Raw genomic sequence first — 16,863 nt, 5'->3', positions numbered from 1 at the left:
TGCCGTTGCCGCCGTCCGCGTCGATTCCGCCGTGATGGACCCGTCCGCGGACCCCGCCTTACCCGCCTGTGACGGGAAGCGCGGTCCGCGTGCCCGGCTCTCGCCCCGGCGTCCGTCCGCCGTGAGGGCCCTGCGCGGACGCCCGTCCCGGGGCCGCGCCTTCTCGTCGCGCGGCCTCGTCCGGTTCTGCCGTGGGTCGCGCCTCACCGTGAGGTATCCGTCTGTGCCGACGTCGTCCGCGTCACTGCCACGCCCGTCCCGTCCGGCCTGGATCTCGCCGAAGGTGCTGCGCACCGAGGTGCTGTCCGGGCTGGTCGTCGCGCTCGCGCTGATCCCGGAGGCGATCTCGTTCTCCATCATCGCCGGCGTCGACCCCTCGATCGGGCTGTTCGCCTCGTTCACCATGGCCGTCACCATCGCGGTCGTCGGCGGCCGCCCCGCGATGATCTCGGCCGCGACCGGCGCGGTCGCGCTGGTCATCGCCCCCCTCAACAACGAGCACGGACTCGGCCACCTGATCGCCGCCGTGATCCTGGGCGGGGTGTTCCAGATCGTGCTGGGCGCGCTCGGGGTGGCGCGGCTGATGAGGTTCGTGCCGCGCAGCGTGATGGTCGGGTTCGTCAACGCCCTCGCCATCCTGATCTTCCTGGCGCAGCTGCCCGAGCTGCGGGACGTGCCGTGGGCGGTCTACCCGCTGATGCTCGGCGGCCTGGCGCTCATCCTGCTGCTGCCGCGCCTGACCACGGCCGTGCCCGCCCCCCTGGTGTCGATCATCGCGCTGACCGCCCTGACGGTCGGGGCGGGGATCGCGGTGCCGACCGTCGGCGACCGGGGCGACCTGCCCTCCACCCTGCCCGTCCCGGGCCTGCCGGACGTGCCGTTCACCCTCGAGACCCTGCAGACCATCGCCCCCTACGCGCTCGCCCTGGCGCTGGTGGGGCTGATGGAGTCGCTGATGACCGCCAAGCTCGTCGACGACCTCACCGACACCCGCTCGAACAAGACCCGCGAGTCCATCGGCCAGGGCATCGCCAACATCGTCACCGGGTTCTTCGGCGGCATGGGCGGCTGCGCCATGATCGGCCAGACGATGATCAACGTGAGGAACGGAGCGCGCACCCGCCTCTCCACCTTCCTGGCCGGGGCGTTCCTGATGGTGCTGTGCATCGCCTTCGGCCCGATCGTCTCCGACATCCCGATGGCCGCGCTGGTGGCGGTGATGGTGTTCGTGTCGCTCGCGACCTTCGACTGGCACTCCATCGCCCCCAGGACGTTGCGGCGCATGCCCGCCGGTGAGCTGACCGTCATGGTCGTCACCGTCGCCGTCGTGGTCGCCACCCACAACCTGGCGATCGGGGTGGTGGTCGGCTCCCTGACCGCCATGGTCGTCTTCGCCCGGCGCGTCGCGCACCTGGTCGACGTCACCTCCGTGACCGACCCCGACGGCGGGCGCGTGGTCTACGCCGTCACCGGCGAGCTGTTCTTCGCCTCCAGCAACGACCTCGTCCACCGGTTCGACTACGCGGGCGACCCCGACCACGTCACGATCGACCTGACCGACGCCCACATCTGGGACGCCTCCACCGTCGCCGCCCTGGACGCCGTCGAGACCAAGTACGCCCAGCGCGGCAAGACCGTCGAGATCGTCGGCCTCAACCCGCCCAGCGCCAAGATGCATGGAACCCTCAGCGGCGAGCTGTCCGGCGGCCACTGACCACCGGCTCCGTCCCACGGCGAGGCCTGCGGACGCTCGGCACGCGCCTGTCGGAGGGCTATCGCGTGTCGGAGAACGGCAACGGGCAGCACGACTGCTCCGCGCAGGAGACCAGGTCGTCGCAGCCCGCGTCGAGGGCCTCCTGGAGTGTGGTGCGGACGGTCTGCAGGTCGGCGATGCGCCGCTCCACCTCAAGCAGTTTCGCCCGTGCCCGTTCCTGCAGGCCGGCGTCATGCCGTCCGTGCCGGTGGCGGGAGGTCTCCAGCAGGTCGGCGACCTCTTCCAGGGTGAACCCGAGCCGCTGGGCGGTCTTGATCACCCGCAGGACGGTGACCGCTTCGGCCGGGTACAGGCGGTGCCCGCCCAGGGTGCGCCGCGGTTCGGCCAGCAGCCCGCGACGTTCGTAGTAACGCAGGGTCTGGGGGTTCACTCCGGCCGCCTCGGCGACCTGGCCGGAGCGCAGTCCCTCGTACCGGCCGTTCACCGGATCCTGCCCTGCGCGGCGGTGTGCAGCGCGTCCAGGACGGCGGCCCGCCCTTCGGGGACCTCCACCTCCAGCGTCGTGCCTTCACCGGTGATGGTGAGAGCGAAGGCGAAGAACGAGCAGCAGCCGCTCTCACGGGCCGCCAGCTCGGCGGCCCGGACGGCGATGGCCGGACCGGCGTCCAGGCCGAGCCGCAGCCGTGTGGGGAGCGGACGGTCGAGGGTGCGCACGGCCTGGGCGAAGAACCCGTCGAACTCCGCGACCCGCAGCGGCCGCTCCGCGTCGGGCAGGGTGCAGGCCGAGGGCACCCAGGCGGGATTCACCGTGATCTCTCGTTCGGTCATGTTCCGACGGTAGGCCTGTACCCCGGTACCGGATGCAACTCCGCCGTCCGAGACGACGGGCGCAGGTGCTCAGCAGCAGAACTTCAGGTAGTCCTGCAGGTCGGCCAGGGCTCGGGCGGCGCGCTCCTTGTCACCGCGGTACAGCACGGCCTTGCCGTCGCGGCGGGAGGCGACGATACCGCCGCGACGCAGCAGGGCCAGCTGCTGGGAGGCGGTGGACTGGCCGATCCCGGCGCGCTCGGCGATCTCGTTCACCGACAGTTCGGCGCCGTGGGCGAACAGCAGCATGATCTGCTGCCGGGTCGGACTGGCCAGCGCCTTGAGGAAATCGTGCGTGGCCTCCGACAGCTCGGGTACCGCGCCGCAGTCCCCCGCCGCGCCGCAGCCCGGCGCGGTCGCCTCCGCACCCGATGGGCCGGGGAACGCCTCAGTCATGAGAACACCTCCTGGGACGGCAGCCTAAGCTCCACATCATCATATTGACATATTACGAAATGAAGATACGTTTTACATGCCACAGCGAACTCACCTGCAGGAGCACGGAAGATGACCCGGCACTTCGATCTGATCATCATCGGCGCTGGTCAGGCCGGGCTGGCCACCGCGCACGCCGCCCGCGACGCAGGGCTCTCCGCCGTCGTGCTGGAGGCCTCGCAGCAGGCTGCAGGATCATGGCCGCGCTACTACGACAGCCTCACCCTGTTCTCCCCCGCCCGCCGCAGCGCCCTGCCCGGCCTGCCGTTCCCCGCGGACCCCGGCCACTACCCCGCCCGCGACGAGGTGGTGGCCTACCTGGGCGACTACGCCGCACGGCTGGGCGCCGACATCCGCACCGGCCACCGCGTCTCGAAGGTGGCCTCGAACGGCTCGGACACGTTCGAGGTCGCCGCCGACGGAGCCGAGAGCCTCACCGCGCCGATGGTGATCGCCGCGACAGGGGCTTTCAGCCGCCCGCACCTGCCCGAACTGCCGGGGATCGAGTCGTTCACCGGCACCGTCCTGCACTCCTCGGACTACCGGCGGCCCGAGCCGTCGGCCGGTCAGCGCGTCGTGGTGGTCGGCGGGGGCAACTCCGCCGTCCAGATCGCCATCGAACTCGCCGAGCACGCGCACGTCACCCTGGCCACCCGGCATCCGCTGCGGTTCATGCCGCAGCGGCTGCTGGGGCACGACGTGCACCGGTGGCTCGCCTGGAGCGGACTGGACGGCGCCGGCTGGGCCCGCCCGCTGCTGACCGGCGGCAAGGGCACCCCCGTCTTCGACACCGGCACCTACCGCCAGGCCATCGCGGCGGGCCGTCCCGACCGCCGCCCGATGTTCACCCGCCTGGACGGCGACCAGGTGTTCTGGAGCGATGGGACACGCGAGCGCATCGACACGGTACTCCTGGCCACCGGATACCGTCCCGGCGTGGACTACCTGTCCGGCACCGGGGCGCTGGACGACGACGGGCGGCCGCTGCATCGCGGCGGCGTCTCGTCCGCCTGCCCCGGGCTGGGGTTCGTCGGGCTGGAATGGCAGCGCTCCTTCGCCTCGGCGACGCTGCGCGGCGTCGGCCCCGACGCCCGCCACGTCCTGGGACGGTTGCTCGAACACCGGGCCCGCACGCGAACTCGCCGGTGAACCCGGGCCCGGCGGTGAGTTCCCGAGGCGACGTCCGTGAACCTGGTGAGCCGGTGTTCGGGCGTGCCCGTGGCCGACCTGCCGTTCGACCGTCCGGGGCGGGCTTCGTCAGATGAGGAGGCCTCCGGTCGCGCGCAGATTCTGACCGGTGATCCAACCGGCGTCCGGCCCGGCCAGGAAGGCCACGACCGCCGCGATGTCCGCGGGCTCGCCGATCCGTCCCAGGGCCGTGAACGATGTGGTCTGCTCCAGAACCTCCGGTGGGTTGGTGGCGCGCAGCAGATCGGTGTCCGTCGCTCCCGGCGAGACCGTGTTCACCGTGATGCCCCGGCCGCCGAACTCGCGGGAGGCCACTGCGGTGAACTGCTCGAGCGCCGCCTTGCTCGCCGCGTAGAGGGCGATTCCGGGCGCAGGCATCGCGGTGTTGAGCGTCGAGATGTTGATGATGCGCCCGCCGTCGCGCAGCAGAGTCGCCGCCCGTTGCATCGCCAGCAGCGGGAACCTGGCGTTCACCGCCATCACCCGGTCGAAGTCCGCGGCCGTGAGCTCGCTGATCGGGCAGGGCGGATTGACCGCCGCGTTGTTGACCAGGATGTCGAGCCCGTCGCCGACCGGCGCGAAGAGCGCGTCCACGCTTCCCGGATCGGCCAGGTCCGCCTGCACGGCCACGACACCGTCCAGTTCCCGCGTCAGCGCCTCGGCCGCGGCGCGGTCCTGCCGGTATCCGAAGACGACCCGCGCCCCGTCCGCGGCCAGCCGCCGTACGATGGCCCGCCCGATGCCCCGCGAGCCCCCGGTCACCAACGCCGTTTTCCCAGTGAGTGCCATACCGCCGGACGTTAGCCAGCCGGACGGCCCCTGTCTTGAACGAATGCGAACAGCTCACCCGGCGTGATCCCGCTGAGTGCCCGCACCTCGCGGGTGAGGTGCGGCTGGTCGGCGTACCCGCATTCCACCGCCGTCCCCAGTCCGGCCGACGGCACCGCCAGCGCCCGGACGGCCCGCTGGAACCGGGCGATCCGCGCCACCTGCTTCGGCGGCAGCCCGATCTCCCGTCGGAAGCCGACCTCCAGGGTCCGCCGCCCCACTCCCAGCTCGTCGGCCAGCGTTGCGACCCTGATCCGCCCCGCCGTCTCCTGCAGCCGCCACCAGGCCCGGACGGTACGCCCGCCGCTCCCGGACGGCGGCTCCAGCCATTGCGTCAACTGCTCGTCCAGCAGGGCGAACCGCTCATCCCAGGTCCGCGCGCCGCCCAGCCGCTCCCCCAGGAAAGCCGACCGCCGGCCGAACACGGCGTCCAGCGGCACGATCTCCCCGACCAGTTCGCGCATCGGCATCCCCAGCAGCGCGCACACGCCGACCGGCGTCAGGCCGATCGTCATCCCGTGCAGCCATCCGGCACCGTCCCGGACGAACGGACCACCCCGCGCCCCCGTGACGTAGCCCCCGCCGTCGAACTCCACGATCAGGGTCGTCACGTTCAGCGCCAGCACCCGGCGCCGCGCATCACGGGCACCGCTCGAAGACCGGTATCCCGAATACCCGACCACGTAGGGCCGCAACCACGCCCCCGGCAGCCGGACGACCGCTTCGCACCCCGCCGCCCCGGCGTCCGTGAACGAATGAAGCTGCCACACCCCGCCATCATCGCCCAGACATCGGGCTGCGGAGAAGGTCGTTTGAAGGTTTCACCCCATGATCACACGCATACCGGGAGAAGGCCTCAACCGAAGGTTCAACGATACCGTTGAAGACATGGTCACCCGTGCCGAAGGACGCCGCCATGGCGGATGACTCCACGACGATCGAACTCAGCCTGTCCGAACTCCGCGAGGTCGCGAGCTACGCGGTGGCGTGCGCACGACCCGCACTGGCGGTCTTCGAACAAGAACGCCCTGACGACCAGCGCCCCCGAGCCGCGATCGAAGCCGCGCAGGCGTTCGCGGACGGAGCCAAGCGGACCAAGGCACTACGCGACAACGCGTGGGCGGCATGGCGCGCGGCCCAGGAGGCCCACGAGGCGGGACAAACCGCCGCGAGCGACGCCGCACGCGCAGCCGTCGGCGCGGCCAGCGCCGCGTTCCTCCACCCCCTGGCAAAAGCCACCCAGGTCAAACACATCCTCGGAGCCGCCGCCCACACCGCACGCGCACTCGAACTCTGCGCCGGAGACGACCCCGCCATCGGAGCCACCCACATCACCCGCTCCCAAGCCCTCGCCCCTCCCGTCGTAGTAGACGTCCTAAGGCGCTACCCGACCGCCCCCAACGGCGGCGGCCGAGTCGGAGAACTACTCCGCCAACTGGACGCCTCCCTCCGGCGATCCTCGACGGCCGAATCCCACCGACCATGAGCAGCGGCGAACAAACCGCTCTGACTTCGTGACCCACGGATACGCTGGCCGGACACGCGGACGAGTGGGGTGTGGATGAGCGCTTCCGACTACATCACCGAACTGCGAGCACTGGTCGGGACGCGCCCGCTGATCCTCCCCGGCAGCTCCGTCGTGCTCGTGGACGAGTCCGGCCGGCTCCTGCTGATCGAGCGGGCCGACACCGGCGGGTGGGGCCTGCCCGGAGGGTTCATGGAACCGGGAGAATCCTTCGAGGACGCCGCCCGCCGCGAAGTCCGCGAAGAGCTCGGCATCGAGATAGCCGGCCTCTCCCTCTTGGGCGTGTTCTCCGGCCCCGAGTGCTACTACCGCTATCCCAACGGCGACGAGGTCTTCAACGTCACGGCCGCCTTCCTGGCCGACGCGCCCGCCGATGCCGTCTTCCGGCCCGACCCCGGCGAAGTCCGCTCCTTCCGCTTCTTCGACCCCGAACACCTGCCACCAGATCTCCTCGTCCCAGAACGACCGATCGCCAACGCCTACACCGCCCTGCAAAGACGACCCCGATGACCGAACGACCGGCGACACCCACCAGGCACAGCCGCGCGACCCCCACTCCCTGAAACGAACAGGCGATGCGCTCCCGCATTGCACCTCCACGGGCATCGTCCATGATCACAGCCCGTGGCGCTTTGTCTCCTTGGATCCGTCGACGATTCTCGTTGTGCGAGGCTGATCTTCATGTCGAACGAACGAGCGCTTCGCACTTCGCTGGAGATCCGTGACCATCTCATCGAACAGCTCAATCTGACGCTTCGCAGGCCGGGCATGTACGGGGGCGAGACGGCTGTTCGGATCATGTTCGATCACCTGGCGTATGTCGAAGGCCGGGAAGAGGCGTGGGCCTGCGGGCTTGAAGCGATGCGAAAGCGCACCGCGTTCACCTCGACCGGGGTCTCCGGGGCGTTCGCCTCGCTCGTTCCGGACGAGTACCCCTATGACTCGGGCATGGCCTCCGTCTACGCGGAATCCGCCCGTGATCAGGGGTGGTTGCGAGCCGAACGGATGCTGTCGGAAGGCGACCATTCCGCGATGGTCGACGCCATCGGCAGATGGGTGGCGCAGGACCGTATGTTGTCCGACGTTCTCGAGGCCTTCGGGCCGCCGTCGATCCTCTTCGGCGGCAGTAATCCCCGCTATGGAAAGACGCTCGGCTACCTGTCCGAGAGCGCCACGGACCCGATGATCTCCTTTCATCTCTGGAACGGGGACGATCCCGCGACCGGGACTCCCTGGCCGGCTTTCGAAGAACCCGTCCTCCTCGCCGTCCGCCACGGAACCGGTCGCTTCGACCGGACCTTCGCCTTCACTCCCCGAGGCCGACAGATGGTTCGGCTCGCTCGTACCTCCGCGGAAGCCCTCGAAGAGATCTGATCGGAGGACTGCCGTGGAGACTTTCCACGGGCTCGGCGTCGTCAGGGTAGGAGGCCTCGGTTGTAGGCGGTGGCGACGGCTGAGGCTCGGTCGGAGACGCCCAGTTTCGTGTAGATGTGGGCCAGGTGGGTTTTCACTGTCGTCTCGCTGATGAACAGGGCCGCGGCCGCCTCCTTGTTGGTGGAGCCCTGTGCGACCAGGGCGAGGACGGTTCGTTCGCGTTCGCTCAGTTCGGCGGGGGCGGGGGTGCGGACGCGGTTGAGGACTCGGGCGGCCACGGCCGGGGACAGCACCGTCTCCCCCACCGCCGCCGCGCGCACGGCGCGGAAGACCTCCTCGCGCGGGGAGTCCTTGAGCAGGTAGCCGATCGCGCCCGCGGTGAGGGCGGGCAGCACGTCGTCGTCGCCGTCGTAGGTGGTCAGGACCAGCACGCGGGCCGACGGCACCCGTCGCGCCAGCAGCGCGATGAACTCCGCTCCCCCGAGGCCGGGCATGCGCAGGTCGGTCAGCACGACGTCGGGGCGCTCCCGCGCGACCACGGCGAGTCCGCGCTCCCCGTCCTCCGCCTCGCCCACGACCTCGATGTCGGCCTGCTCGACGAACATGCCGCGCAGGCCGTCGCGCACGACGGGGTGGTCGTCCACGATCACCAGCCGTACGTTCACCCCTCCTCCCGTTCGGCGGCGGCGGGGATCGCCGGGATCGTCACGCTGATCGCGGTGCCCTGGCCGGGCGCGGACTCCACCTCGACGTTCCCGGCGAGCCTGACGACCCGCTGCCGCATGGCGGTGAGCCCGAAGCCCGCGCCGTCCGGCGCGGAGGGGGTGAATCCCACCCCGTCGTCTCGAATGTCGACCACCACTACATCCTCCATGTACGACAGGGTGACGCCTGTCTTGTCGGCTTCGGCGTGCCGTGCCACGTTGGCCAGCGCCTCCTGCACGGCCCGGTACACCGCGACCTCGACCTCGGGGTGCAGGAGCCGGGCGGTGCCGGTGACGGTCAGCGTGGCGGGCGTCTCGTTCGTCGCGCTCCAACCGGACACCAGCTCCGACAGCGCCTCCGGCAGCCGCGTCCCCGTCAGCGGCCCGGGGCGCAGGTCGTCCAGGGAGCGGCGGACCTCGACCAGGCTCTCCCTGGCCAGGCTCCGCGCGACGGCCAGGCGGCGCCGTACGGCCTCGGCGTCGTTCGCGGCCTCCTCGGCGGCCTCGAGCTGGGTGACGATGCCCGCCAGGCCCTGGGCGACGGTGTCGTGGATCTCCCTCGCCAGTCTGCCGCGCTCCCCTGCGACACCGGTCTCGCGAGCCGCGGCCAGCAGCCTGCCCTGCAGTTCGGCGTTCTCCTCACCGAGCTGGGCGAGGCGGAGGTTCGCGCTCTCCAGTTCCCGGTTGGTGTCCTCCAACGTCCGGTTGGCGGCGTGCCGGCGTTCGACCTCGGCCTCCAGGGCCCGGATGCTCCAGCCGATGAACGCCGCCAGTACCGCTCCGGTGATCGCCGACGCGATCGGCCAGGAGCTGTCGGCGTCCAGCAGGGCGGACGGGCCGCCCACGACGACGACCGCCGTGGCGGCCACCCCGAGGTAGGAGTAGCCGCCGGGAAGCGTCGCGAAGGCCGCGGGGAAGCAGGCGAGCGCCAGGAGCCCGTACGCCGGGTGGCGTGCGGCCAGTACCCCCGCCAGCAGGACGAGCCCGGTGTAGTAGACCGCCATCGGCGCCAGCGCGCGCTCCGGCCAGGCGGGGTGCGCCAGCACCATCCACCAGTGCCACACCGCCGCGACGGCGGCCAGCGCGGTCATGACGGCCTGGTCCCGCGCCGGCACCGACGTGTCGGCCAGCGCGATCAGGACCGCCGCTCCGAGAAAGCCCAGCGGCAGCGCGCGCCATGCCCTGTCCCAGCCACTGACCTGCACGTCGCCCTCGCTCTCACCCGTGCCGGTAGGACAGGCGCCGCAGCAGCGTCTCGGCCGGTCCGCGCACCCCGGCCCTGCGCATGAGCTCGGCGGCGACGACCGTCGCGGCCCACGTGCCGACGGCCAGCGCGACCGTGGCGACGGAGCTCAACCGCCCCCCGAGTCCGATCGTATAAGGGGGCAGAAGCGCCACGAACACCACAGACTGGAGAAGGTAACACGTCAGCGAGCGCTGGCCGCAGGCCGCCAGAGCGGTCACCAGCGGGCCGCGCCGCGTCCCGATCCGCTGCGCGAGCAGGGCGATCAAAGCCGCGTATCCCAGGCCGGCGGCGATGCCCGACACCGCGTGGACGGCGTTGAGCGCCATCACCGCACCGGATCCGGCCACGTCGAAGGTTCCGACCGCGGCCAGGCCCAGGGGCAGCCCGCCCAGCACCCCGATGAGCGGCCCCCACACCGCGGCCCGCCGCACCAGCGCGTCCGGCGCGGACAGGAGGTCCCGCCGCGCCGCCCAGACGCCCACGAGCGCGGCGGTGAACACGCCCGTCATCCCGACCGGGGTCATCAGCCACTCGACCGACCGCAGCGCCATCGCCTTCAGCGGGTCCTCCTCGGCGAACGACCAGAAGATCGTCCGTTCCTCCGTGGCCTGGGGGGTGCTGTAGGCCAGGGCGGACAGCAGGGCGACGAAGACGAGCCAGACTCCGGCGATGACCAGCAGGGTACGGTCGCGCGCCTTGAGCAGCCCGCATATCACGAGCCCGAGCAGCCCGTAGACCCCGAGCACGTCCCCGGAGAACAGCAGCACGGCGTGGACCGCCCCGAACAGGATCAGCCACGCGCTCCGGCGCTTCAGGACCCGCTTCCCCTCGGCGTCGTCCCGCCGCCGGTTCCAGATCTGCACCATGCCGTAGCCGAACAGCGCGGCGAACATCGGGTAGGCCCGCCCGTCCACGAACGTCATGCTCAGCGCCGCCGACACCCGGTTCGGCAGTTCGTGCTCGACGATGTGCTGGCGGATCCCGTACGGGCGGTCGTACAGGTAGATGGCGGAGTTGGCCACGGCGATCAGCGCCAGCATGACCCCTCTGGCGAGGTCGGGGGCGAGCCGGCGCTCGCCTTCCCCGACCGGCCGCAACCCCAGGGTGGCAACCATGTTCTCTCCTCGGTTCGATGAGTTCTCACCGAGTGTGCGAGAAGGGCCCTGGTCACCGAATCGTGCGACCGTGCGCAGATCGTCGGCGGACGGACGACCTCCGCCATCCTCCATTCGGAGGATGGCGGAGGCCGGCGAGGCCGGTGATCAGGAGGTGTAGGCGGCCGTTTCGGCTTCCACGATGCGGATGAGGTCGCCCAGGACGATGTTGACGTCCAGAAGGTGGAGGCCCCAGTCGGGCGTGGGGGAGGCGTACAGCTTTCGGGCGTCGCCCTGCGGGGTGACCTGGAGGACGTGTGCGCCGTTGGCGTGCACGCACTGGACGGTGTAGCGGTCGGCGGGGATCAGCCAGGGAGTGGCGGCCGCGGGCGGCGCGCCCCCATAGGTGATCTTCGAGGCGATGCCCAGGAGGCCGACGAGCGGCTCGGACCGCAGGATCGTGCTCGCGGTGCCGGGACGGCCGGTGTCCAGGGACGTCGGGTTGGTGCATGCGGCCTCGTAGTCGGGCCCGGCGGGCGAGCCGTCGGTGGCCGACTCCGGCACCCTGCCGAAGCGCGCGTTGTCCGGCGGCGTCTTTCCGAAGGCCGCCCAGGCGAGGACGCAGCCCGTCTGGCTTTCGGCGCGGCACAGCGGGATGTTCTGGAAGTCGCCGCCCCTGTCGCTTCCCTTGCGGACGACGACGTTGCCGCCGAGCAGGATCGCCGAGACGAGCCTGGCGCGCGCCGACGGCTCTGGGTCGATCTCCTCGCGCACCAGACGCCGCAGCATGCCCGTGCCCTGGGAGTGGCCGATGAGGACGACTCCCCTGCCCTTGTTGTAGGTGGACAGGTACGCCTTCCATGCCTGGAGGACGTCGGAGTAGGCGATCCGCGCGAATTCGGCACGCTGGGCGTCGCTGTAGAGGTTTCCGGTGAGCAGCGCCGTGAGAGTGCGCTGCCGGTACACCGGGGCGTACACGTCGCAGACGTCGGAGAAGCGCGCGGCCTGGTGCTGGGCGATCCCGACGAGCTGCGCGGTGGACTTCAGGCTCGCGTTCGGGGTGAGCTCCTGGGAGACCGTCGGATACACGTAGAAGCAGTCGATCTTCTTGCCGCCGGCCGGCGCTCCGGCCACCGTGCCGCCGCTCGCGGCATCGGTCGTGGCGAGCCCGCCCCGGCAGGGGTCGTCGGCCAGACCCGGCCGGCACAACCAGCGCACTCCGTCGTCCGCCGCCGCCCCACCGGCGGTCAGCAGGACCGCGCCCAGCACGGCGGCGGCCAGAGCGGCCAGCACACGATGCGATATCCCTTGTCCCATTTTCGACTTTCTCCTCATGTGCCGCGCATTACGTGTCACCTTCAACCCGAGAGCGGCACATGTGCAAGATCCCCTGGGACTCAAAAATCCGACCGCATGCGGACCGCCCACCCGAAAAGGCGCGCGCCCGAAGACCGCCGGGCGTGTGGCGCGGAGAGTGCCGTCCCGGTCTGCCGAGGTGTCCGGCTGCGGAGCCGTTCAGCTCTCCTCGGCGGGGATGGGGTGGCCTGCAGCGGCCAGGGTGCTCACCAGGATGTCGATCGCGAGGTCGCGAACGGCCGCCCGGCCGGTGCCGGGGGTGCGCAGCCAGGAGGCGGTGATCCCTTCGACGAAGGCCAGCCAGCCGTCCAGCGCGATCCGCAGGAGCGGAGGCGGGTCGGGGGTGCCGACGAGTGTTCGGGACATGGTGGTCAGCAGCCGGCTGCGGACCGTGGTGTAGACGGCGGCGACCTCGGTGTCCACGCCGATGCCGCCGCTGGTGATGGTGTGGAAGGCCGAGCGGTGGGTGTCGGCCCACCACAGGTAGCCGTCCAGGGTGCGGATGAGGCGTTCGGCGGGTGAGACGTCGCCGTACTCCTCGGCGAGGGAGTTCAGCGACTCCGCGGCGTCCTTGATCAGGGCGAGGAAAAGGCCGCGCTTGCTGTTGAAGTAGTAGTAGATGAGCCCCTTGGACAGGCCTGCTTCGGCGGCGATGTCGTCGCAGGACACCAGGTCGTAGGCGCGTTCGCCGAACAGCGTGCTCGCCGCGGCCAGGAGCGCGGAGCGCGCCTCGCCGCGGTCGGTGGGCTTGGCGGCGCCGGCGTTCCGGCCGTTGCGTGCCCGCGGCGCTGTCGTCATGTGCGGTCGGTCTTCCTGCGCGGTTCCTCGGTCGAGACGCGGTCTCCCACGATATTAGACACCTTTTCCAGTCCGTGCCGGGCCATGGCGTGTTCCGCTCCGTGGCGCCGCACCTACGGAGCGAGGTCTTGACTTTCGTTCAAACCCCGGCTCATATTGGACGCCTCATCCGATTAGCGGCGGGCACGGACCGTCCGGAGGCGTGGAGCGTGGCGATGGAAGCCGATCTCGAACGGCATCGGGAGGTGCAGGCGCTGGCCTACCGGTGCGCCGAGGAGGTCGCGGCCGGACTCGAGCCGGGCGTGACGGAGAAGGAGGCGGCGCGGCGCATGCGCCGCCGGCTGGTGGACCACGGCGTCGACGACTGGTTCCACGTCCCGTTCGCCTGGTTCGGCGACCGGACGGCCTTCCGCGGCGTGCGGCTGCCGCACCAGTTCCTGCCCACCGGCAGGAGGCTGGCCGAGGGCATGCCCTACGTCCTGGACGCGGCGCCGATCGTGGACGGCTACACCGCCGACATCGGCTACTCGGGCTGCCTGGGCGACAACCCCGCCTGGAGAGAGCTGGTGGCCGGCCTGGCCGCCTACCGGACGCTGATCGTCGGTCTGGTCCGCGAACGGCGCACCTTCGCCGACATCTACGCCGAGGTCGACCGGCGGATCGAACGCGACGGCTACGAGAACCGCCACCGCAAGTACCCCGGCAGGGTCATCGGCCACCAGGTGGGCAGGCTGGAGAGCCGCCTCCCCCGCAACCTCGTCATCGGCGCCTTCGGAGCGCGGACCCTGCAGACCGTCGGCCGAGACCTGATCAAGGAGCGGCTGGCGGGGCGCTCCCCGCTCTGGAACGGCGGCAGCCGGTCGCGGCACGCGCCGACCCCCGGGCTGTGGGCGGTGGAGCCGCATCTCGGCCTCCGCGACGTGGGGGCCAAGTTCGAGGAGCTGCTGGTGGTCACCGAGGACGACGCGTACTGGCTCGACGACGACCTCCCGCACGTCCGCCGCTGGGCGGAGGCCTGCCATGAGTGACTTCACCACCCGGACGGTCCAGGCGAACGGGGTCAGGCTCGCCGTCCGCGAATACGGCGCCGGAGGCCGGGCGACGGTCGTCCTGGTGCACGGCTACCCCGACACCCAGGAGGTCTGGGAGCCGGTGGCCGGGCTGCTGGCCGCGGAGTTCCACGTGGTGACCTACGACGTGCGCGGTGCGGGCGGCTCGTCCCGGCCACGCCGGACGAAGGCGTACGTGATGGAGAACCTCGCCGACGACCTGCGCGCCGTGGCGGACGCGGTCTCCCCGGACCGCCCGGTGCACCTGGTCGGGCACGACTGGGGGTCGGTGCAGGGCTGGGGAGCCGTCACCGGGGGCCGGCTCCCCGGCCGCATCGCCTCGTTCACCTCGATCTCGGGTCCGTGCATCGAGCACTTCGGCCAGTGGGTGCGCGACCGGCTGCGCCGCCCCACCCCCCGGCACCTGCGGCAGCTCCTCGGGCAGTTCGCCCGGTCCTGGTACCTGCTGGCGGGCGCGATCCCGGGGGTCGGCGGGCTGGTGTGGCGGTTGGGCGGCGTCCGGTTGTTCCCCGTGCTCATCGAGCGCCTGGAAGGCGTCCGGCGCAGGCCCGCCCCCACCTTCTCCCAGGACGCGCTGCACGGGATGAAGCTGTACAAGGCCAACGGCCTCCGCTTCCTGCGGCCGGGCCGTCCGGTCACCACCGACGTACCCGTCCAGGTGATCGCCCCGACCCGCGACCTGTTCGTCTCACCCGAGCAGTCCAAGGACCTGGCCCGCTACACCGGCCGCCTGTGGCGACGCGAGCTGGCCGCCGGGCACTGGAGTTCGATCCGCGCCCGGACGCGGGCCGTCGCCGCGGCGGTCACCGAACTGGTCGACCACGTCGAGGGCGGCGCCGAATCCGCGGCGCTCCGGCAGGCGAGGGTCTCCGAGCTCTCGAGGGCCGCCTCATGAACAAGTCGTACAAGGGCAAGCTGGTCGTGGTGACCGGTGCCGGAAGCGGCATCGGACGTGCCACCGCGCTGGCCTTCGCCGCACGCGGAGCCCGGATCGTGGCTGCCGACATCGATGAGGAGGCGGCGGAGCGCACCGCCGGGCTGGCCAGGACGCCCGGGACTCTCTCACTGGCCGTGGACGTGGCGGACGAGGACTCGATGGCCGGTTTCGCCGCCGAGGTCGCGGACAGAGCCGGTGTCCCCCACGTCGTGGTCAACAACGCGGGGATCGGGATGGCGGGCTCGCTGCTGGAAACCGAGCCCGATGCCTGGGAGCGGATCGTGCAGATCAATCTGGGCGGGGTGGCTCGAGGCTGCCGGCTGTTCGGGCGCCAGATGGTCGAGCGGGGCCATGGCGGCCACCTCGTCAACGTCGCGTCGGCCGCCGCGTTCACTCCCCACCGGGCGATGGCCGCCTATGCGTCGACCAAGGCGGCGGTGCTGATGCTGAGCCAGTGCCTGCGCGCCGACCTGGCCGAGCACCGCATAGGCGTCAGCGCGATCTGCCCCGGGTTCGTCAACACCGGGATCTCCCGCTCCACCGAGTACGCCGGACTGGACGCCGACGCGCAGGAACGGGCGCGCCGGGCCGCGAGCCGGCTGTACGCGCTGCGCAACTACCCGCCGGAGAAGGTCGCCGAGAGGATCCTGCACGCGGTCGACCGCAACACCGCGGTCGCACCTGTGACCGCGGAAGCACGGATCAACCAGGCCCTCTCCCGGCTGTCCCCGGGAGCGATGCGGCTGATGGCCCGCATCGACCCCACCGCCAGATGGAACAGCGAAGCCACCCGGAGAAGTTCATGAGCGAATCTCCCGACGCCGTCCGGCTCGACGAACGGCACCCGCACATCACTCCCCGGCGCGTGAAGTTCGACTGGACCCGCACACCGCTGCACTGGATCCCGGGAGAGCCCGTCGCCACCCACTTCATCAACACCCTGCACCTGCTGCTGCCCGCCGGGGAACGGTGGTTCGTGCACGTCTACAAGCAGGCGCTGCCGCTGATCGCCGAAGACCAGGAGCAACTACGCAGAGAAGTCAGGGGCTTCATGGGCCAGGAGGCCGTGCACGCCTACTCCCACCAGGGCGTCCTCGACCACCAGATGCTCGAGCAGGGGCTCGATCCCCGTCCCCTCACCCGCAGGATCGAGTGGATGTTCACCGTCCTCCTCGGCGACCGCCCGCCGCTGCCGGTCTTCACCCGCCGCCGCTGGCTGGACTTCCGGATCGGCATCATCTCCGGGATCGAGCACTACACCGCCGTCCTGGGCCAGTGGATCCTGGACGCCCGCGCTCTCGACGAGGCGGGCGCCGACCCCACCATGATGGACCTGCTGCGCTGGCACGGCGCCGAGGAGGTCGAACACCGCTCCGTCGCCTTCGACGTCTACCAGCATCTGAGCGGCGTCTACTGGCGCCGCTTCATCGCCTTCTTCATCGGCGCCGTCGCCATGCCCCTGGCCGTCTACGTCGGCGCCGCCTACCTGTGCGCCAAGGACCCCGCCCTCCACGGCGTCCGCCCCCGCCTCCGCGACTACCGCAGAGCCGTCCGCCGGGGCATCTTCCCCAGCAACCGCTTCATGCTCACCGCCGCACGCACCTACCTGCGCCGCGACTACCACCCCTCCGCCGAATGCTCCACCCGAAAGGCCCTGGACTACCTCGCCACCTCCCCCGCCGCCCTGGCCGCCGCCCGTACCCGCCCTCCGTCCCCTGACCGGTAAG

General features: G+C 71.2%; 19 protein-coding genes. 9 read left to right on the top strand and 10 right to left on the bottom strand.

Annotated features, from left to right (window positions below):
- Positions 1 to 244 precede the first annotated feature (244 nt).
- On the top strand, positions 245 to 1,714 hold the full coding sequence (locus C2865_RS24055) for a SulP family inorganic anion transporter (protein WP_106401296.1): 1,470 nt from the start codon (positions 245 to 247) through the stop codon (positions 1,712 to 1,714).
- Between the two features lie 58 nt (positions 1,715 to 1,772).
- Here the strand turns inward: C2865_RS24055 and C2865_RS24050 are convergent, their stop codons facing one another.
- From C2865_RS24050 to C2865_RS24040, 3 genes are all read right to left on the bottom strand, one after another.
- Positions 1,773 to 2,198, bottom strand: coding sequence for a MerR family transcriptional regulator (locus tag C2865_RS24050; protein WP_232835789.1), 426 nt, complete (start codon positions 2,196 to 2,198; stop codon positions 1,773 to 1,775).
- Complete coding sequence (locus C2865_RS24045; protein WP_106400827.1) at positions 2,195 to 2,542, bottom strand: hypothetical protein; 348 nt, start codon at positions 2,540 to 2,542, stop codon at positions 2,195 to 2,197. Before C2865_RS24045 ends, C2865_RS24050 begins: the two co-directional genes overlap by 4 nt.
- A gap of 69 nt (positions 2,543 to 2,611) precedes the next feature.
- Complete coding sequence (locus tag C2865_RS24040; RefSeq protein WP_106400826.1) at positions 2,612 to 2,977, bottom strand: ArsR/SmtB family transcription factor; 366 nt, start codon at positions 2,975 to 2,977, stop codon at positions 2,612 to 2,614.
- Positions 2,978 to 3,088: 111 nt separating this feature from the next.
- Here C2865_RS24040 and C2865_RS24035 point away from each other — a divergent pair, with 111 nt between their 5' ends.
- Positions 3,089 to 4,165, top strand: coding sequence for a flavin-containing monooxygenase (locus C2865_RS24035; protein WP_106400825.1), 1,077 nt, complete (start codon positions 3,089 to 3,091; stop codon positions 4,163 to 4,165).
- Positions 4,166 to 4,273: 108 nt separating this feature from the next.
- On the opposite strand, the gene C2865_RS24030 is transcribed toward C2865_RS24035, so the two are convergent.
- Both C2865_RS24030 and C2865_RS24025 read right to left on the bottom strand, forming a co-directional pair.
- The gene (locus C2865_RS24030; protein ID WP_106400824.1) at positions 4,274 to 4,993 is read right to left on the bottom strand and encodes an SDR family oxidoreductase; all 720 of its coding nucleotides are present in this window, start codon (positions 4,991 to 4,993) and stop codon (positions 4,274 to 4,276) included.
- 11 nt (positions 4,994 to 5,004) lie between these two features.
- Positions 5,005 to 5,802 (bottom strand): helix-turn-helix domain-containing protein, encoded by a 798-nt coding sequence (locus tag C2865_RS24025; protein WP_106400823.1) that lies wholly within the window; start codon positions 5,800 to 5,802, stop codon positions 5,005 to 5,007.
- A 146-nt stretch (positions 5,803 to 5,948) separates the two neighbouring features.
- Here C2865_RS24025 and C2865_RS24020 point away from each other — a divergent pair, with 146 nt between their 5' ends.
- The 3 genes from C2865_RS24020 (at position 5,949) to C2865_RS24010 (ending at position 7,931) form a co-directional block, all read left to right on the top strand.
- Positions 5,949 to 6,518, top strand: a complete 570-nt coding sequence (locus tag C2865_RS24020) for a putative immunity protein (RefSeq protein WP_106400822.1) — start codon at positions 5,949 to 5,951, stop codon at positions 6,516 to 6,518.
- A gap of 75 nt (positions 6,519 to 6,593) precedes the next feature.
- On the top strand, positions 6,594 to 7,067 hold the full coding sequence (locus C2865_RS24015; protein WP_106400821.1) for an NUDIX hydrolase: 474 nt from the start codon (positions 6,594 to 6,596) through the stop codon (positions 7,065 to 7,067).
- A gap of 171 nt (positions 7,068 to 7,238) precedes the next feature.
- Positions 7,239 to 7,931, top strand: coding sequence for a hypothetical protein (locus C2865_RS24010; RefSeq protein WP_106401294.1), 693 nt, complete (start codon positions 7,239 to 7,241; stop codon positions 7,929 to 7,931).
- 41 nt (positions 7,932 to 7,972) lie between these two features.
- Here C2865_RS24010 and C2865_RS24005 read toward each other — a convergent pair whose 3' ends face one another.
- The 5 genes from C2865_RS24005 to C2865_RS23985 form a co-directional block, all read right to left on the bottom strand.
- Entirely contained in the window at positions 7,973 to 8,596 is a 624-nt protein-coding gene (locus tag C2865_RS24005; RefSeq protein ID WP_106400820.1) for a response regulator, read from the bottom strand.
- Positions 8,593 to 9,840, bottom strand: a complete 1,248-nt coding sequence (locus C2865_RS24000; RefSeq protein WP_106400819.1) for a sensor histidine kinase — start codon at positions 9,838 to 9,840, stop codon at positions 8,593 to 8,595. Before C2865_RS24000 ends, C2865_RS24005 begins: the two co-directional genes overlap by 4 nt.
- Before the next feature lie 13 nt (positions 9,841 to 9,853).
- Positions 9,854 to 10,996 (bottom strand): DUF418 domain-containing protein, encoded by a 1,143-nt coding sequence (locus C2865_RS23995; RefSeq protein WP_106400818.1) that lies wholly within the window; start codon positions 10,994 to 10,996, stop codon positions 9,854 to 9,856.
- A gap of 147 nt (positions 10,997 to 11,143) precedes the next feature.
- On the bottom strand, positions 11,144 to 12,292 hold the full coding sequence (locus C2865_RS23990) for a DUF3089 domain-containing protein (RefSeq protein ID WP_106400817.1): 1,149 nt from the start codon (positions 12,290 to 12,292) through the stop codon (positions 11,144 to 11,146).
- 198 nt (positions 12,293 to 12,490) lie between these two features.
- Positions 12,491 to 13,129 (bottom strand): TetR/AcrR family transcriptional regulator, encoded by a 639-nt coding sequence (locus tag C2865_RS23985; RefSeq protein WP_106400816.1) that lies wholly within the window; start codon positions 13,127 to 13,129, stop codon positions 12,491 to 12,493.
- Between the two features lie 215 nt (positions 13,130 to 13,344).
- Between C2865_RS23985 and C2865_RS23980 the strand changes: the two genes are divergently transcribed.
- Genes C2865_RS23980 through C2865_RS23970 form a run of 4 tightly spaced genes read left to right on the top strand, consistent with a single transcriptional unit; the run spans position 13,345 to position 16,862 of the window.
- The gene (locus C2865_RS23980) at positions 13,345 to 14,157 is read left to right on the top strand and encodes a M24 family metallopeptidase (protein ID WP_106400815.1); all 813 of its coding nucleotides are present in this window, start codon (positions 13,345 to 13,347) and stop codon (positions 14,155 to 14,157) included.
- Positions 14,150 to 15,094 carry an alpha/beta fold hydrolase gene (locus tag C2865_RS40195; RefSeq protein ID WP_232835788.1) on the top strand — a complete coding sequence of 315 codons (945 nt, stop codon included), beginning with the start codon at positions 14,150 to 14,152 and terminating at the stop codon, positions 15,092 to 15,094. The genes C2865_RS23980 and C2865_RS40195 overlap by 8 nt, the downstream gene beginning before the upstream one ends.
- The gene (locus C2865_RS40190; RefSeq protein ID WP_198653564.1) at positions 15,091 to 15,942 is read left to right on the top strand and encodes an SDR family NAD(P)-dependent oxidoreductase; all 852 of its coding nucleotides are present in this window, start codon (positions 15,091 to 15,093) and stop codon (positions 15,940 to 15,942) included. Before C2865_RS40195 ends, C2865_RS40190 begins: the two co-directional genes overlap by 4 nt.
- Positions 15,939 to 16,862, top strand: coding sequence for a metal-dependent hydrolase (locus C2865_RS23970; RefSeq protein WP_106400814.1), 924 nt, complete (start codon positions 15,939 to 15,941; stop codon positions 16,860 to 16,862). Before C2865_RS40190 ends, C2865_RS23970 begins: the two co-directional genes overlap by 4 nt.
- Position 16,863: the final 1 nt, after the last annotated feature.

The sequence above is a fragment of the Actinocorallia populi genome (genome assembly GCF_002995495.1).
Classification (GTDB): Bacteria; Actinomycetota; Actinomycetes; order Streptosporangiales; family Streptosporangiaceae; genus Actinocorallia; species Actinocorallia populi.
The sequence above is the reverse complement of the archived record's forward strand: the minus strand, read 5'-3'. Positions and strand labels throughout refer to the sequence as shown.

What these genes read in the sequence shown, in the direction of transcription:
- C2865_RS24045 (WP_106400827.1), bottom strand. Translation starts at nt 2,542, where the DNA reads ATGACCGAACGAGAGATCACGGTGAATCCCGCCTGGGTGCCCTCGGCC.
- C2865_RS24040 (WP_106400826.1), bottom strand. Translation starts at nt 2,977, where the DNA reads ATGACTGAGGCGTTCCCCGGCCCATCGGGTGCGGAGGCGACCGCGCCG.
- C2865_RS24035 (WP_106400825.1), top strand. Translation starts at nt 3,089, where the DNA reads ATGACCCGGCACTTCGATCTGATCATCATCGGCGCTGGTCAGGCCGGG.
- C2865_RS24030 (WP_106400824.1), bottom strand. Translation starts at nt 4,993, where the DNA reads ATGGCACTCACTGGGAAAACGGCGTTGGTGACCGGGGGCTCGCGGGGC.
- C2865_RS24020 (WP_106400822.1), top strand. Translation starts at nt 5,949, where the DNA reads ATGGCGGATGACTCCACGACGATCGAACTCAGCCTGTCCGAACTCCGC.
- C2865_RS24015 (WP_106400821.1), top strand. Translation starts at nt 6,594, where the DNA reads ATGAGCGCTTCCGACTACATCACCGAACTGCGAGCACTGGTCGGGACG.
- C2865_RS24010 (WP_106401294.1), top strand. Translation starts at nt 7,239, where the DNA reads ATGTCGAACGAACGAGCGCTTCGCACTTCGCTGGAGATCCGTGACCAT.
- C2865_RS23995 (WP_106400818.1), bottom strand. Translation starts at nt 10,996, where the DNA reads ATGGTTGCCACCCTGGGGTTGCGGCCGGTCGGGGAAGGCGAGCGCCGG.
- C2865_RS23990 (WP_106400817.1), bottom strand. Translation starts at nt 12,292, where the DNA reads ATGGGACAAGGGATATCGCATCGTGTGCTGGCCGCTCTGGCCGCCGCC.
- C2865_RS23985 (WP_106400816.1), bottom strand. Translation starts at nt 13,129, where the DNA reads ATGACGACAGCGCCGCGGGCACGCAACGGCCGGAACGCCGGCGCCGCC.
- C2865_RS23980 (WP_106400815.1), top strand. Translation starts at nt 13,345, where the DNA reads ATGGAAGCCGATCTCGAACGGCATCGGGAGGTGCAGGCGCTGGCCTAC.
- C2865_RS40195 (WP_232835788.1), top strand. Translation starts at nt 14,150, where the DNA reads ATGAGTGACTTCACCACCCGGACGGTCCAGGCGAACGGGGTCAGGCTC.
- C2865_RS40190 (WP_198653564.1), top strand. Translation starts at nt 15,091, where the DNA reads ATGAACAAGTCGTACAAGGGCAAGCTGGTCGTGGTGACCGGTGCCGGA.
- C2865_RS23970 (WP_106400814.1), top strand. Translation starts at nt 15,939, where the DNA reads ATGAGCGAATCTCCCGACGCCGTCCGGCTCGACGAACGGCACCCGCAC.